Origin of the sequence: Pseudomonas sp. GD03944 (assembly GCF_029839275.1) — a bacterium.
Classification (GTDB): Bacteria; Pseudomonadota; Gammaproteobacteria; order Pseudomonadales; family Pseudomonadaceae; genus Aquipseudomonas.
The window spans coordinates 44085-58783 of record NZ_JAOCAH010000022.1 but is presented as its reverse complement, the minus strand read 5'-3'; the positions used below and the strand labels follow the sequence as shown (position 1 = coordinate 58783).

The following is a 14699-nucleotide window of genomic DNA, read 5'->3' as shown; positions in this document are numbered from 1 at the left end:
CGGCGCCAGGGTCGGGCCGTGTTCCACGCGCTCCGGTGCCTTGTGCACCATGGTGTAGCAGTAGTCCACGCCCATGCCGTAGGCGCCGGAGTGCTCCTTGACCAGGGCCATGACGGCGTCGTAGGTGTCGCGGTTCTTCCAGTCGCGTTGCCATTCCAGCAGGACCTGCTGCCAGGTCACCGGCACTACGCCGGCCTGGATCATGCGCTGCATGGAGTAGTCGTGGGCGGCCTGGGTGGTACCGCCGGAGGCGTCGGCGACCATGTAGATCTCGTAGCCGGCGTCGTGCATGGCCGACAGGGCGAAGGTGGTGTTGCACACCTCGGTCCACAGGCCGGAGACGACGATCTTGTTGCGGCCGTTCTTCTTCAGCGCATCACGCACTTTCTGGTCGTCCCAGGAGTTCATCGAGGTGCGTTCGAGCAGTGGTGCATCGGGGAATACCGACAGCAGCTCGGGGTAGGTGTGGCCGGAGAAGCTTTCGGTCTCGACGGTGGTGATGATGGTCGGGATGTTGAAGATCTTCGCCGCCTTGGCCAGGCCGACGGTGTTGTTCTTCAGGGTCTGGCGGTCGATGCTCTGCACGCCGAAGGCCATCTGCGGTTGTTGGTCGATGAAGATCAGCTGGCAGTTCTGGGGCGTGAGTACCTGGAGTTTTGGGTCGGCCATGTTCAGTCACCTGTGGCTGTTGTTGCGGGGGAAGGTTCGTGCCGGGCCGGAAGCCGTGGCGCGAGCGGAAGAGGTGCTGCCGCGTGGGCACTGGCGGGCACTATTGCAGAGCGCGCTTCTCGAGCATTGGATCAGCGTGCGGTTTTGGGATGGTCGTCCGGTCGGGTACTGAAACCTGCTGGAACGTCTGCGCGGCGGCCGGGTGGGCGAGGGCCCCGTATACTGCCGCGCAGAAACAGGAGCCCCTTCATGCTGACAATCGATATCGGCCCGCTGGCCCTCGCGGTGCACCACGTGTTGCTGATCGGCAGCCTGGCGCTGGCCACGCTGACCGGCTGGTGGGTCGGGCGGCGCAGCCAGACCAACCCCGAGCAACAGGTGTTCGGCCTGCTGCTGGTGGCGCTGCTGGCGGCTCGGGTGGCGTTCGTGGTGGGCTATTTCGAGCATTACCAGGCCGCGCCCTGGCGCATGCTGGATATCCGTGACGGCGGCTTCATCGCCTGGCCGGGCGTGCTGGTCGCCTCGCTGCTGGGGGCCTGGCTGGCCTGGCGCGACCGGGGTGCGCGCAAGGCCCTGGGCTGCGCGCTGCTGGTGGGGGTGTTGAGCTGGGGCGGCGGTACCCTGGTGCTGCAGGCGTTCGAGCGCGGCACCCAGTTGCCGGCCATCAGCCTGACCGACAGCCAGGGCTCACCCGTGGCCTTGCAGGACTACCGGGGCAAGCCGCTGGTCATCAACCTCTGGGCCACCTGGTGCCCACCGTGCCGGCGCGAGATGCCGGTGCTGGCCGAGGCGCAGCGCAACGAACCCGGGGTGACCTTCCTGTTCGTCAACCAGGGTGAAGGGGTGGGCGAGGTGCAGCGTTTTCTCGATGGCCAGTCACTGGGCCTGCGCAACGTGCTGCTCGACGCCAACGGCCAGCTGGGCCAGCAGGTCGGCTCCCGGGCGCTGCCGACCACGCTGTTCTACGACGCCGACGGGCGCCAGCTCGGCAGTCACCTGGGCGAGCTGTCCAGCGCCAGCCTGGCGCGGGCGCTGGAAGTGCTCCGCCAGCCCGCTACCCCATAGGCGCGGGCGCGTCGGCACACGCGACAGCGTGCTGGCCCGGCCGGTGCCGGGTCAGGCGAAGCAGCGTTCCAGGTGCAGGGTGAAGCGGTTGAACGCGGCGATTGCCGCTGCTTCGGCCTGGCGCTCCTGCTCGGCGTCCAGTTCCAGCTCATCGAGGGCTGCCACGAAGGCCTTCCAGCCTTGGGCACGGCCGCCTTCCGGCTCGCCGAGGTGGCGGGCGCCGAAAGTCTCGCTCAGGCCCAGTGCCGGCATGCGCTTGAGCAGGAAGGCCGCACCCAGTTTCGAGCCTTCGGAAACGAACAGCCAGCCGAGGGCCGCACCGACACCGAGGGTCTGCTCGCGAATACTTTCGTCGGTCTGCGGCAGCGGCAGTTGCAGGTCGATCAGGTCCAGGCGCGCCTGCTCCACCCGGCAGCGCTGGGGCAGGTCGGCGACCACGGCCTGCAGGGCCGGGTCCTGGTAGAGGCGCTCCAGGTCGTACTGGAACAGGTACTGGGCGGCGACGAAGCGGGCGAAGCGCTCGCGGCTGGCGAACGGGTCATGGGCCTTGACCACGCCGTCCAGGCGGCTGTGCGGCTCGTGGGTCAGGTGGTTGAGGCGTTGCGAGCGCAGGTGATGGCTCAGTTGCGGTTGTGATGCGGACATGGACTCACCTTGTGGTTATGCGCCCGCCCGAGGGGGCAGGCTTTGAAGTAATGACGTCCGAGCGGGCTCGATTCAGTAAAAGCCGCCGCTCAGCCGGCGCTGACGAAGTAGCCGGCCAGGGCGTCGAGGTCGGAGGCCTGGAGCAGGCCGGCCAGGTAGCGCAGTTGCAGCCAGGCGCGCAGGTAGCCGTAGCGCGCTTCGGCCAGGTCGCGGCGGGCACCGTGCAGTTGCTGCTCGGCGTTGAGCACGTCGAGGTTGACCCGCTCGCCGCCGGTGACGCTGCGCTGGGTAGCTTCGATCAGGGTGCTGGCCGACTCCACGGCCAGTTCGTAGGCGCGCATCTTGGCGGCGCTGCTGGCGCACAGGTTGAACTGGCGGCGCAGCTGGTTGAGGGTGTCGGCGGTGGTGGCGTCCAGCTCGTAGCTGATGCGCTCGCGTTCGGCCACCGCTTGGCGGGTGGCGGCCGACACGCTGCCGCCGGCGAACAGCGGCACGCTGATCTGGATGCCGATGCTGTCGGTGTCGTATTTCTGGTTGTAGGTGCTCTCCGAGCTGGAGCTGCTGCGCCCGGTGCTGGCGTAGGCGCTGAGGGTCGGCAGGTGCCCGGCGCGGCTGCGGGTCACGGCATGGCCGGCGGCGTCCAGGGCATGTCGGGCCGCGGCCAGGTCAGGGTTATTGGCCAGGGCCAGGTCGCGCCAGTTGTCGAAGCGCGTCGGCTGCAGCGGCTGTACCTGGAAGCCCGCGCTGAGCGGTGTCAGGTCGTCGATGGCCAGGGGCTCGCCGACCATCGCTTGCAGGGTGCGCAGGGCGGCGTCCAGGCTGTCCGCGGCTTCGATTTCCTGGGCCCGGGCCAGGTCGAGGCGGGCGCGGGTTTCCAGCAGGTCGGTGCGGGTGCCTTCGCCACCGTCGAACAGGCGCTGGTTCAGCGTCAGTTGTTCGGCGTAGGCGCGGCGCTGGGCGCGCACCAGTTCGATCTGGTCGCCGGCGAACAGCGCTTCGCTGTAGGCATTGAACAGCCGCACCAGCAGCTCCTGGCTGCGCCCGCGCAGGCGTTCGTCAGCCAGCAGCGCCTGGGCTTCGCCGTGGCGGTACTCGGCCCAGGCGGCGTAGTCGAACAGCGGTTGCTGCAGGCTCAGGGTCGAGGCGTAGCTGCGGTAGTCGCGCTGGTTGACGACGTCGCCGATGGGCGTGGACTGGGTCACTTCGGAGTTGTTGCGCGCGTTGTTGTAGCTGTAGGACAGCTTCGGCAGCAGGGCGGCGCGGCCCAGGGCCTTGGCCTCCACCCCGGCGTCGCGCTCGGCCAGGGCCGCGTGGAAGGTCGGGTCGTGGCGCAGGGCCAGGGCGTAGGCGTCACGCAGGTCGAGGGCGGCGGCGTGGCTGGCGCCCGTCAGCAGGACGAGCAGAAGCAGGTAGCGCATCACTCCTCCGCCATGGCCAGGTGCAGGCGGTCGCTGACCGGCTTGAACAGGTAGTTGAGCAGCGAGCGTTCGCCGGTGCGCACGAAGGCCTCCACCGGCATGCCGGGGCGGATGTCCAGGCCGGCGAGCTGCTGGGTACCGGCCTCGCTGACGCGGATGCGCACCTGGTAGTAGGACTCCTGGGTCTGCTCGTCGAGCAGGCGGTCGGCGGACACCATGGCCAGTTCCCCCGCTACCCGGGGCGTGCTGTTCTGGTTGAAGGCGACGAACAGCAGCTCCACCGGCAGGCCGGGTTGCAGGCGGTCGATCAGTTGCACCGGGGCGCGGGCGTCGATCAGCAGCGGCGCGCCGGTGGGCACCACCTCCATCAGTTGCTGGCCCGGGGAGATCACACCGCCCTGGGTGAACACCGACAGCCCCACCAGGGTGCCGGCAACCGGGGCGCGCACTTCGGTGTGGGCCAGTTCGTACTCGGCGTGTTCCAGGCGGTTGGCCAGCTCGCCGATGCGCAGGCGGGTTTCCACCAGTTGCTGGCGCACGTCGCGCTGGTACTCCTCGGCCAACTGTCGCTCGCGCCATTGCAGTTCCTGCACCTGGCGCTGGGCCCGGGCGATGGCGCCAATGTCCTCGGCGATGCTGCCGTTGACTTGCGCCAGCAGGCGCTCGTTCTCCAGCAGGCGGTTGCGCGGGATGTAGCCGTCCCGGGCCAGGTCGCGCAGGCTGGCGAGTTGTTCGGCCAGGGTGTTGCGCTGTTCTTCCTTGAACGATTTCGAGGCCTGCAGGCTGCCCAGGCTGGCGCGGGTACCGGCGATGTTTTCGCGGATCCCGGCCTGCTCGGCGCGTTGCGCGTCGCGGCGGCTGGCCAGCAGTTGCTGGTGCAGGGCCAGGCTGGCGGCGGTGAGGCTGTCGGTGGTGGCCAGGGCCTCGGGCAAGGCCAGGTGGTCGACGCCATCACGTTCGGCCTGCAGACGGGCTTCGCCGATGCGCGCGTCCAGGTACTGCTGGCGCAGGGTGTCGCGCTCGGCCCGGACGCGGGTTGGGTCCAGGGTCAGCAGCACCTGGCGCGCCGCGACTTCGTCGCCATCGCGCACCAGGATGCGCTCGACCACCCCGCCGGTGGGGTGTTGCACCGCCTGGCGGTTGCCGGCGACCACCACGTTGCCGCTCACCGCGACGCCCTTGTCCAGCGGGGCCAGCGCCGCCCAGGCGAAAAAACCGCCGAAGCCGGCGACCACCAGCCAGCGTCCGAGGCGGGCGGGACGGTGTTCGTCCAGGGTCAGGACATCGGCCAGGTGCGGCGGTGGCGAAGCGAGGGGTGCGTTCATGGTGATCTCGACGTCAGTTCTGGGCCGAATCCATTCGGTAGTTCAGGCTGAAGCCCGGGGTCGGCGCGGGGCGCCGTGCCGTGGGCAGCGGGGTGGCGGCTGGCGCGGTTGCTGGTGCTGTGGCGGTCGCCCGTTGCAGGTCCTGCAGCACCCGGGCGGCGGGACCGAAGGCCTGCATCTGGCCGCCGCGCAGCACCAACAGCTTGTCCACGCCGGCCAGCAGGCTCGGTTTGTGGGTGATCAGCACCAGGGTCCGGCGCTGGCTGCGCAGGTGGGCGATTGCCTCAAGGAGGGCGCGTTCGCCGTCTTCGTCGAGGTTGGCGTTGGGTTCGTCCAGCACCACCAGTGCCGGCAGGCGGTACATCGCCCGGGCCAGGCCGATGCGCTGGCGCTGGCCGCCGGACAGCCCGGCGCCGCCTTCGCCCAGGCGCGTGTCATAGCCCTGGGGCAGGCGCAGGATCAGCTCGTGCACGCCGGCCAGGCGCGCGGCTTCCACCACCTGCTCGGCATCCGGTTCGGCGAAGCGGGCGATGTTCTCGGCGATGCTGCCGGCGAACAGCTGCACGTCCTGGGGCAGGTAACCGATGTGGTCGCCCAACTCGCTGCGCGCCCACTGGACGAGGTCCACGCCATCCAGGCGTACCTTGCCGGTGGCCGGTGTGGCGGCACCCACCAGCAGGCGCGCCAGGGTGGACTTGCCGGAGCCGGAGGCGCCGATGATGCCCAGCGAATCCCCCACTTCCAGGTTCAGGCCGATATTGGCCAGGCACGGGCGCCGGGTGCCGGGCGTCAGCGCCGACAGCTGTTCCACTTCCAGCGCGCCACGGGGCGCCGGCAGGGGCATGCCGGGGCTGCGGGCCGGCTGGGTCTGCAGCAGTTCGCGCAGGCGTTGCCAGGCATCGCGCGCCGAACTCCACTGGCGCCACACGGCGATGACCTGGTCGATGGGGGCGAGCACGCGGGCCATGAGAATCGAGCCGGCGATCATCATGCCGGGAGTGATCAGCTGCTCCAGCGCCAGCCAGGCGCCCAGGCCGAGGATCAGCGACTGCAGGGCCAGGCGGATGCCCTTCGACCAGGCACTGACGGCGGCCATGCGTTCACTGGCCAGGCCCTGCAGGCCGAGAAAGCCGCGGTGCTGCTCCAGCCAGCGCTGGCGCACGCGGCCGAGCATGCCCATGGCGTCGATGGCCTCGGCATTGCGCAGGTTGGCGGCCGCCTGCTGGCTGGCCAGGGCGGACAGTTGTCCCGCTTGGGTCAGGGGCTCATGGCTGAGGCGCTCGTTGAGCCAGGCCAGGGCGGTGAGCAGCAGGGCACCGACCAGGGCCATCAGGCCGAGCCAGGGGCTGAACAGGAAGATCACCGCCAGGTAGACGGGGAACCACGGCGCATCGAAGAAGGCGAACAGCGCCTGGCCGGTGGCGAACTGGCGCAGGGTGTTGAGGTCGCCCAGGGCCTGGGCCGGGGGCGCCGTCGGGCTGTGGCGGCTGGCGGCGAAGGCGGCGTCGAACACCCGCTGGTTGAGGGCCATGTCCATGCGCGCACCCAGGCGGATCACCACCAGGCTGCGCACCCAGTCCAGCAGTCCCATGAAGGCGAAGAGACCCACGGCCATGAGGCTGAGCATCAGCAGGGTCATCTCGTTGCCCGAGGCCAGCACACGGTCGTAGATCTGCAGCATGTACAGCGCCGGGACCAGCATCAGCAGGTTGGTGACGGCGGTGAACAGGCCGACGTTGACCAGCGCCGGTCGGCACGCGGCCAGCACCTTCAGCAGTTCGTCACGGGAGGTGGGTTTCTTCATGGACAGCCCCAGGGGCGACGCCGGCGGGTTGACGTCCACCGGGGCACCCCACAGAATTTGGAACCCGCCGCAACCTGGGCCCTGCAAGACACGGGCGGCAGCGGGTGGTAGCGCAGCGAATGGAGGAGCGATCTTCCATTCGCTTTTTCTTTTGTGGCGATCAGGCCGCCAGGGCCAGCTCATCCACCGGCTGCTGGATGCCCACGGCTTCGGCCGGTGCCACGTTCAGCGGGCCGGCTGCCAGGGCAGCGGCGACCACGTCGAAGGTGTCGTCGGTGTCGACGCCGTAGCCGCTCAGCAGGCTGTTGAGCGCGCCTTCCAGTGCCGACGGGTTGCCGCCCATCAGGTTGTAGATGATCTGATGGACGTCGCCGGCATGGCCTTCGCTTAGGGCACTGGAAATACCCAGACCGCCGAAGCTGACTTCTTCGTAGCCATTTTCGAACTCGAAACCGGTGCCGGTTGCTTCCAGGCGCGAGCCCAGGGACAGCTCGTTCAGGTTGCCGTACAGGGTGTGTGCCGGGCTGCTGAACAGGCTGTAGTTCAGGCTGCCTTCGGCGAGGAAGCCGGCATCGCTGTTCGGGCTGGTCAGGGCGTACTGGGTGCCGCTGAGCGAACCCGGGTAGAAGCCGCCGGTGTTCACGCCTTCCTGGACCTGACCTTCACGGTGATCGGCGTCACCGAAGTAACCGGCCCAGTCGGCCAGGTAGTCGCTGATGGTCCAGTTGGAGTAGGTGGTGCTGTAACTGATGGAAAGGCTCATCGCATGTCTCCGATTCAGATTGCAGAGTGATCCGCCGTGCAGCCCGGGGCCGGCACGACGGTTTTGCCCGAGACGGGCAAACCGTTGGTCAAAAGGTGTATTCGACGGTGCCTTGAACCGTGCGCCCGCGGCCGAGGCTGAAGGCCAGCACGTCGCCCAGGGGCACCAGGTAGGCGCGGTCGGTGACGTTGTCCACGGCCAGGCGCAGGGTCAGGGCGTCGGTGGCCTGGTAGCTGCCGAACAGGTCGTAGACGGTGTAGGGCTTCCAGTCGGCGGGGTAGGTCATGTCGGCGGCGCCGGAGTCGCCGTGGGACAGCGAGTAGCCTTCGCTGTAGCGCACGCGCACGCCCATATCCAGCTTGCGGTCCAGCACGTGGGTGCCGAGGGTCAGGCTGCCGCGGTCCATCGGCATGTGCTCGGCGCTGCCCATGATGCCGCCGCAGGAGGTCAGGCTATTGGCTGTCGGGTTCGGTGCCATGCTGGTGATCGGCTGTCGCGGCCCGGCGGATACAGGCCTCGTTACGCCGCCGAGCCAGGCGTCGCGCTTGCAGAAGTCGTTGTTGCCGATCATGTGGGTGTAGGCGAGGTTGGCGTAGGCGCCACCGGTGTCGTAATCAAGGCTGTATTCCACGCCGCGAAAACGGGTGGTTTCCAGGTTGTTGACGTAGGCGGAGGTGCCTAAGGTGCCCATGCTGCTGTAGCCCGGCCGCATCAGGCCGGAGCTCATGTACATGAAGTCTTCGATGCGGGTGTCGAAATAGGCGACCTTGATGCCCAGGCGGTCTTCGTCGAAGAACAGGTTCTGCTTCAGCACGTTGAAACCCACTTCCCAGCTTTTCGAACGCTCCGGTTCGATGAACGGGTTGGGGTGCATGGTCGAGGAACCGCTGGCATGGGGGCGGCCGGTGATCAGGGTTTCGGTGACCGCCGGCGGGCGCCAGCCCTTGCCGTATGTGGCGAACAGCTGCAGCCAGTCGACGCCGGGCTTGATCGCGATGCCGAAGGTCGGCGAGAACCGGCCTTCCTCGCGGTCCACCTCGTAGAGCAGGGGGACGGTGGTCTGCCGGGTGGTGCCGAGGATGAAGGTGCTGATGTTCATGCCGGTTTCGCCGCGCAGCCGGTAACGGTCGTAGCGCAGGCCGGCGTTGAGGCTCAGCCAGTCGTCGTAGGCGAAATCCAGCCCGGTGAACAGGCTGGCCATGGTGCGCTTGCCTTCGGGGGTCATGCCTTCGGCAAAGGGAAAGTCCACCGCCGAACCGGCGGCGACCGCCTGGTTGGATTCCGGGCTGACCTTGTCGTGGAACAGCTCCAGGCCGTAGTTGGCCCGGGTGGTCAGGGCCTCGCCAAACTGGAAGGTCGAGGTGTTCTGCGCCTGCAGGCCGTAGGTGCGGGTCTGGTAGGTGATCTCGTAGGCTGGCGTGGTGCTGCGTGCGTAGGTGCTCTGGTCGTTCTGGTTGTCGACCACGTAGAGCTTGGCCTGGAAGTCCACCAGCGGGTTGTCCGGGGTGTAGCGGTAGTCCAGGGCGTAGTTCTGCGACACCACGTTGCTGCTGCCGAGGGCATCCCAGAGCTCGTTGTTCTCGACGTTCATGATGTTGGTGTCGGTGTAGGCCACCTGGGTGCGCAGGTAGCTCAGTTGCAGGCGCTGGTCGTTCGGCAGGTTGAGCCCCAGCTTGGCCAGGCGCGAACGCATGGTGGAGCCGGAGTGGGAAACCGGGGAGTTCTTGATCCGGTCCGCGATGGTGGGGTTGGCCCTTGAGCCGGTGCGCAATTCGCCGATGTCGCCGTGGGTGCCCGGGTCGTAATCGCCCAGGTGACGCTCACTGGCGGCCACCAGGATGTCGCCGATCTCGTTGCCCAGGGCAAAGGCGCTGCTGCCGATGAAGTCGGTGCCGTTGGCGTAGCCGCCGAGGCCGGTGGTGGCGCGAACCCGGCCGCCGAATTCCTTGCCTTCGTGGATGAAGTCGCGTGCGTCCAGGGTGCGGAAGTCGGCCACCCCGCCGATCACCCCGGCGCCGCCCATGCCCGAGGTGGCGCCTTTCTCGATGGTCACGCCGCCGAGCAGTTCGGGGTCGATGTACATGGTGCCGTTGCGTTGCTGGTGGCCGCTCTGCTGGTAGTTCTGGCGCATGCCGTCCACCGACATGTTGACCCGGCCGAAGTCCTGGATGCCGCGGATGTTCACCGAAACGCCCGGGTCCTGCTGGCTGACGGCGGTGTAGACGCCGGCGGTTTCTTCGAGCATATCGGCGACGTGGCGCGGCGGGTTGCGGTCGATCTGTTCGCGGTCGATGGTGGCCACCGAGCGCGGTGTCTCATAGACCCAGTCACTGGCAGCCAGGCCCCGCACGTGGGTGGCCGACAGTTCCATGACCTCGCCTTCGGCGTGGCGCACCAGGCTGACTTGGCGGGGCGAGATGAACTGGTAGGACACCGGCATGCCGTTGAGCAGGCGCTGCAGGGCCTGGTCCGACGGGTAGCGGCCCTGCACCGGGTTGCTGCGCAGGCCCGCGAATAGCGCGGCGTCGAAGATCACCTGGACGCCGGATTGCTCGGCGAAGGCCAGCACGGCGCGGTCCAGCTCCTGGGCCGGGATGTCGAAGGCCACCAGGGCCTGCTGGTTCTGTACGGCTGGCGATTGATCGGTCACCGCGTGCAGGGGCCCGCTGCAGGCCAGCACCCAGCTCCCCCCCAAGGCGAGCAGCGAACGGCGGAATCGCATGCCTGGCCCTTTTTTAACGTTCATCCCGTTTCCCTTACTGCTGTGTTGTTTTTCTTGGCGAATGAAAATCACTCTCATAAACAAGACGTGCAGTGCAGGAAAAGTCAGTAACGTTTTTTCTTTTTTTTTGCGAAAACAGCCAAAGCCCGCATGGCGCGGGCGTTTCGCGTCAGTAGAGAACGGTGAGGCCAGGCAGGTCGAGGCGCTGGGCGCGCATTTCCTTGGCCAGGGTGGTCACGGCGTCATCCAGCATGTCGAGGCGGAACACGCCGCTGACTTCCCGCTTCGCCAGGGCGGCATCGGTGATCAGGATGCGGGTGGCGCGGTAGCGCCCCAGTTGCTCGGCTACCTGGGCCAGGGGCGCGCGCTCGAACACCAGCACGCCACGTCGCCAGCTGTCGGCGCGCTTTAGGTCGAGCCCGGCGACCGGCTGAACGCCCTGGCCGGGTGTGTAGCGCGCGCTCTGACCTTCATGCAGGGTGCGGGTCTGCACGCCGCTGTCGGGGCGCTCGTCGAGGGTGACTGCGACGCTGTGCTCCAGCACCCCGACCAGGGCTTCGCGGCTGTCGCTGCGGCGGACCAGGAACTGGGTGCCGAGGGCCTGGGTGGTACCGCCGGCGCTGTCCACCACGAAGGGCCGTTTCTCGTCGCCGGCCATGGGCGCGACGGTGAAGTAGGCTTCGCCCGACAGCAGCCGCACGCGCCGCTCCGTGGCGGTGTACACGATGTCGATGGCGCTGCGGGTGTTGAGCTCGACCAGGCTGCCGTCGGGCAGCGGGACCTTGCGGACTTCACCCCGCGCTGTGGCGTGGTCGGCCACCAGCGGCAGCCACAGCTGACGCGGTTCGCCGCCGAGCATCAGCGCCACGCCGACTATCGCCGCGGCACTGGCGGCCCAGCGTGCGATGCGCCGTGGGCGGCTGCGTCGCGGCATCTGCTGCGCGCTGTCCGGGCGGGCGCGCGGCGTGGACGGGCTGCCCAGCTTGCCGAGGGCCTTCCAGGTGTTCTGGGCGAAGGTCAGTTCCTGGGCGTGCCGTTCGTCCGCGGCCAGCCAGCGCTGCAGCTCCTCGCGCTGTTCGGCACTCAATGCGCCCGCGCTCAGGCGCACCGCCCACTGTGCTGCCTCCTGGCGTATTTCCTGGTCCCGACGTTCCTGGCTGATCACGTGGTGGTCTCGTTTCTCTTTTATAAGACTGATGACGCTCGGGGGGCGATAACTCGGTAAACCATTCGTCACCCTTCTTGCAGGCGCTGCATGACATGGGCCAGCGCCTTGGCGAGGTGTTTCTGTACGGAACTGTCGGAGATCCCCAGCTGGCGCGCCACCTCGGCGTGGGTCAGGCCTTCGAGGCGGTTGAGGCGAAAGATGTCCCGGGTCCGCGGCGGCAATTCAGCCACAGCCTCGCGCAACTGTCGAAGGTGTTGCGCGGCGACGGCCTGTTCCTCCAGGGACGGTGCGTCTTCGACGATGTCGTGCAGGGCTTCGTGGGGCACGAGGTCGGTGCGGCGCCGCTGGTTCTGCCGGGAATGATCGACCATCAGGTTGCGGGCGGTGCGGTAGAGGTACGCCGGAATGTTCTCGATCGGCTCCTTGCCGCGCTGTTCGGCCAGCCGCAGAAAACTCTCCTGAACCAGGTCGGCGGCGAGATGGGGGTCCCGTACCTTGCGCGTCAGCAGACGTTGCAGAGCCTGCGAATGCTTGGCGAACAGGCTCTTGAGATCAGGCTCCACACGCGATTCCTGGCGCACTGGGAAAGGAGCAGCATCTTACCTAAGGGAGAATGCATTTCAAATGGGAATAACTATCACTACCCATGAGGCCCACGCCGTGGTGTTGTTGCGGGTGTGCTGGATCAGCCCAGGGCGACGCGGTTGCGGCCCTGTTTCTTGGCCTGGTAGAGCGCGGCGTCGGCCCGCTGCATCAGCTGTCCGGGGAGTGTGTCGTGCCCAGGCTGCAGCGCCGCGACGCCGATGCTCACAGTGACGTGCCCGAGGGGCGATGCGGCATGTGGCAAGGCCAGCGCCTGCACGGCCTGTACCACCCGGCGCGCGATCTCCTGGGCGCCGGCGTCGTCGGTCATGGGCGCGAGGAACACGAACTCCTCACCGCCGTAGCGCGCCACCAGGTCGCTGGAGCGGCACACCGTGGCGTCCAGGGCCTGGGCGACCTGCTGCAGGCAGGCGTCGCCGGCCGGGTGGCCGTAGTGGTCGTTGTAGGGTTTGAACCAGTCCACGTCCATGATCGCCAGTGCCACCGGGTGCCCCAGGCGCTGGGCGCGGCTCCATTCCTGGGCCAGCACCTGGTCGAAGTGCCGGCGGTTGGCGATGCCGGTCAGCGCGTCGGTCAGGCTCAGGGTTTCCAGCTTGCTGTTGAGCAATTGCAGTTCGTCGGTGCGCTGGGCGACCCGCTGTTCCAGCTCGCGCTCGGAGCTCTTGAGGGTGTCGACCAGCGCCTGCTGCGCCTGCAGCAGCTCCTCCTGGACCCGGGCCTTGTCGCGGCGCATCACGTTGTAACGGTCGGCGAGGGCGAAGGCCAGCAGGATCATTTCCAGGGCCGAACCCAGCTGGATGCCATCCACGGTGAACACGTTGGTGGGCATCACGCCCATGGCCCGCAGGGTGGTCATGGCACCGCCCAGCATCAGCAGGGCGAAGGCCCCGAGGAAGAAGTAGGCGCTGCGCTGGCGCTTGATGGCGCAGGCCAGGCCCACGCCGATGATCAGGATGGCGGTGGCCAGGTTCAGCAGGATCGCCAAGCGGCCGAACACCGGCAGCGCCACGGCATAGGCCAGCGGTGTCAGCAGGTACAGGATGACCAGGCCGAGCAGCAGCCGGTCGACCCGCGGCAGCAGGCGGTCGGTCTGCAGCATGCGGCGCATGAACAGCAACATGGCGGCCAGCGACAGCGACACGCCCGAGTAGTACGCCACGTTGGAGTCCAGGTAGGTGCCGCCCCAGATGAACTCCGGGGCCAGGCCGTTCTTGATCGCCAGGGTGGTGGAGATGCACACGGCGAACAGCACGTAGAGCAGGTACACGCGGTCGCGCAGGGCCACGAACAGCATCAGGTTGAACAGGATCATCGCGGCGGCGATGCCGAAGTACCAGGCCTTGCCCACGTAGTCGTCGCGCTCGTAGGCATGGAAGGCCGCCGGCTCCCAGAGTTGCAGCGGGATCAGCAGGCCGACGCTGGATTCCATGCGCAGGTACAGCACCTGTTCGGACTCCGGCGCGAGGGTCAGCGGAAACACGAAATGACGGCTGGGGTAGACCCGGGTGGAGGCGTCGGTGTCGCAGCCGGTGGAGGTCGAACGGTAGCCGCCCTGGCCGTCCGGCTGGTGCAGCTGGATATGGGAAATGCGCGGGTTTTCCACCACCAGCATGCGCTGCAGCGGCGTCGCGCCGGTGTTGCGCAGGGTCAGGCGCAGCCAGTAGGCCGAGCGGGTGAAACCCAGGCCCAGGGCACTGCCGGGCGGCTGGTCGCCCTTGAAGTGCGCGGCCACCGTGGGCGATTGCACGTCCTGCAGCGTGAGGGTGCGGTCAGGGTCTTCCAGCAGCGCCACGTAGGTGGTCAGCGACAGCGGCGTGGCATCGACCGAGGCGGCGTCCAGCACCGGTTCCGCGGACCAGGCGGGAAACGCCAGCACGGTCAGGCTCAGCAGCAACCAGAGGATCAGACGCTGACACAGGCGGTGGGCATGCATGCTAGGAACTACCAGGCGGTCCGGGGGGCTTGCGGGCGGTGCCGGTCGGCGTGGCGCAAGGCCGCGAGAGTTTACAAGAGGCGCACGCGGGCCGCCAAAGAATCGCGGGTCAGGCATGACCCCTCCCGGCCGACATGCGATCGCCGCGATCGACGCGCAGGCATACGTCGTATTGGCTGAACTTTCCGCCCCCAAACGCAGTAGGAACTCTTGAGGGTGGGCGATTTCGCGTGCCACCTGTCTTTGAGGAGCACACCATGAACATGCTGCGTTTCCCGGCCATCGTGCTGGGCACCCTGTTATCCGTTGGCCTGTACGCCCAGGCGTCCAACGAGGACGCCCATGGCGAGCACGACGTTGCCCCCGGCATCTCCGAAAGCGCGCAGGAGGAAGCCCAGGAAGGGCAACGCGACAAGGCCGCCAAACGCCACAGCGATCGCCAGGGGCGGGAGCCAACCGATGGGCAGCCCAATACCCTCGATGGCGACGACACGCCCGAGGGCGAGCCCGGTGATTCCACCGATCCCACGGACCCTGGCGGCTCCGGCGGTGACGGCCGGACCGACCCGGGCATCCTCAATTAG

At 68.0% G+C, this 14699-nt stretch carries 12 protein-coding genes; 2 read left to right on the top strand and 10 right to left on the bottom strand.

Annotated elements, in window-relative coordinates; genetic code table 11:
- On the bottom strand, positions 1 to 669 hold a 669-nt coding region (locus tag N5C28_RS23390; protein WP_279825837.1), incomplete at its 3' end, for a hydrolase.
- Between the two features lie 249 nt (positions 670 to 918).
- Between N5C28_RS23390 and N5C28_RS23385 the strand changes: the two genes are divergently transcribed.
- Positions 919 to 1734 (top strand): TlpA disulfide reductase family protein, encoded by an 816-nt coding sequence (locus N5C28_RS23385; protein ID WP_279825835.1) that lies wholly within the window; start codon positions 919 to 921, stop codon positions 1732 to 1734.
- A 51-nt stretch (positions 1735 to 1785) separates the two neighbouring features.
- Here N5C28_RS23385 and N5C28_RS23380 read toward each other — a convergent pair whose 3' ends face one another.
- From N5C28_RS23380 to N5C28_RS23340, 9 genes are all read right to left on the bottom strand, one after another.
- Positions 1786 to 2379 carry a biliverdin-producing heme oxygenase gene (locus tag N5C28_RS23380; protein ID WP_279825834.1) on the bottom strand — a complete coding sequence of 198 codons (594 nt, stop codon included), beginning with the start codon at positions 2377 to 2379 and terminating at the stop codon, positions 1786 to 1788.
- 89 nt (positions 2380 to 2468) lie between these two features.
- Entirely contained in the window at positions 2469 to 3797 is a 1329-nt protein-coding gene (locus tag N5C28_RS23375) for a TolC family outer membrane protein (protein WP_279825833.1), read from the bottom strand.
- A complete protein-coding gene (locus N5C28_RS23370) occupies positions 3797 to 5122 on the bottom strand; it encodes an HlyD family type I secretion periplasmic adaptor subunit (RefSeq protein WP_279825831.1) in 1326 nt (441 codons plus the stop codon). The genes N5C28_RS23375 and N5C28_RS23370 overlap by 1 nt, the downstream gene beginning before the upstream one ends.
- A gap of 13 nt (positions 5123 to 5135) precedes the next feature.
- Complete coding sequence (locus N5C28_RS23365) at positions 5136 to 6926, bottom strand: type I secretion system permease/ATPase (RefSeq protein WP_279825829.1); 1791 nt, start codon at positions 6924 to 6926, stop codon at positions 5136 to 5138.
- 160 nt (positions 6927 to 7086) lie between these two features.
- A complete protein-coding gene (locus N5C28_RS23360) occupies positions 7087 to 7689 on the bottom strand; it encodes a heme acquisition protein HasA (RefSeq protein ID WP_279825827.1) in 603 nt (200 codons plus the stop codon).
- A gap of 88 nt (positions 7690 to 7777) precedes the next feature.
- Entirely contained in the window at positions 7778 to 10411 is a 2634-nt protein-coding gene (locus N5C28_RS23355; RefSeq protein ID WP_279825825.1) for a TonB-dependent hemoglobin/transferrin/lactoferrin family receptor, read from the bottom strand.
- Between the two features lie 169 nt (positions 10412 to 10580).
- Positions 10581 to 11576, bottom strand: coding sequence for a FecR family protein (locus N5C28_RS23350; protein WP_279825823.1), 996 nt, complete (start codon positions 11574 to 11576; stop codon positions 10581 to 10583).
- Between the two features lie 68 nt (positions 11577 to 11644).
- Positions 11645 to 12142, bottom strand: a complete 498-nt coding sequence (locus N5C28_RS23345; protein WP_279825822.1) for an RNA polymerase sigma factor — start codon at positions 12140 to 12142, stop codon at positions 11645 to 11647.
- Positions 12143 to 12264: 122 nt separating this feature from the next.
- Complete coding sequence (locus N5C28_RS23340; protein ID WP_279825820.1) at positions 12265 to 14115, bottom strand: diguanylate cyclase; 1851 nt, start codon at positions 14113 to 14115, stop codon at positions 12265 to 12267.
- 257 nt (positions 14116 to 14372) lie between these two features.
- Here N5C28_RS23340 and N5C28_RS23335 point away from each other — a divergent pair, with 257 nt between their 5' ends.
- A complete protein-coding gene (locus tag N5C28_RS23335; protein ID WP_279825818.1) occupies positions 14373 to 14699 on the top strand; it encodes a hypothetical protein in 327 nt (108 codons plus the stop codon).

Coding starts and splice junctions, on each gene's coding strand:
- N5C28_RS23335 (WP_279825818.1), top strand. CDS start 14,373: ATGAACATGCTGCGTTTCCCGGCCATCGTGCTGGGCACCCTGTTATCC.
- N5C28_RS23385 (WP_279825835.1), top strand. CDS start 919: ATGCTGACAATCGATATCGGCCCGCTGGCCCTCGCGGTGCACCACGTG.
- N5C28_RS23340 (WP_279825820.1), bottom strand. CDS start 14,115: ATGCATGCCCACCGCCTGTGTCAGCGTCTGATCCTCTGGTTGCTGCTG.
- N5C28_RS23370 (WP_279825831.1), bottom strand. CDS start 5,122: ATGAACGCACCCCTCGCTTCGCCACCGCCGCACCTGGCCGATGTCCTG.
- N5C28_RS23380 (WP_279825834.1), bottom strand. CDS start 2,379: ATGTCCGCATCACAACCGCAACTGAGCCATCACCTGCGCTCGCAACGC.
- N5C28_RS23365 (WP_279825829.1), bottom strand. CDS start 6,926: ATGAAGAAACCCACCTCCCGTGACGAACTGCTGAAGGTGCTGGCCGCG.
- N5C28_RS23360 (WP_279825827.1), bottom strand. CDS start 7,689: ATGAGCCTTTCCATCAGTTACAGCACCACCTACTCCAACTGGACCATC.
- N5C28_RS23355 (WP_279825825.1), bottom strand. CDS start 10,411: ATGCGATTCCGCCGTTCGCTGCTCGCCTTGGGGGGGAGCTGGGTGCTG.
- N5C28_RS23375 (WP_279825833.1), bottom strand. CDS start 3,797: ATGCGCTACCTGCTTCTGCTCGTCCTGCTGACGGGCGCCAGCCACGCC.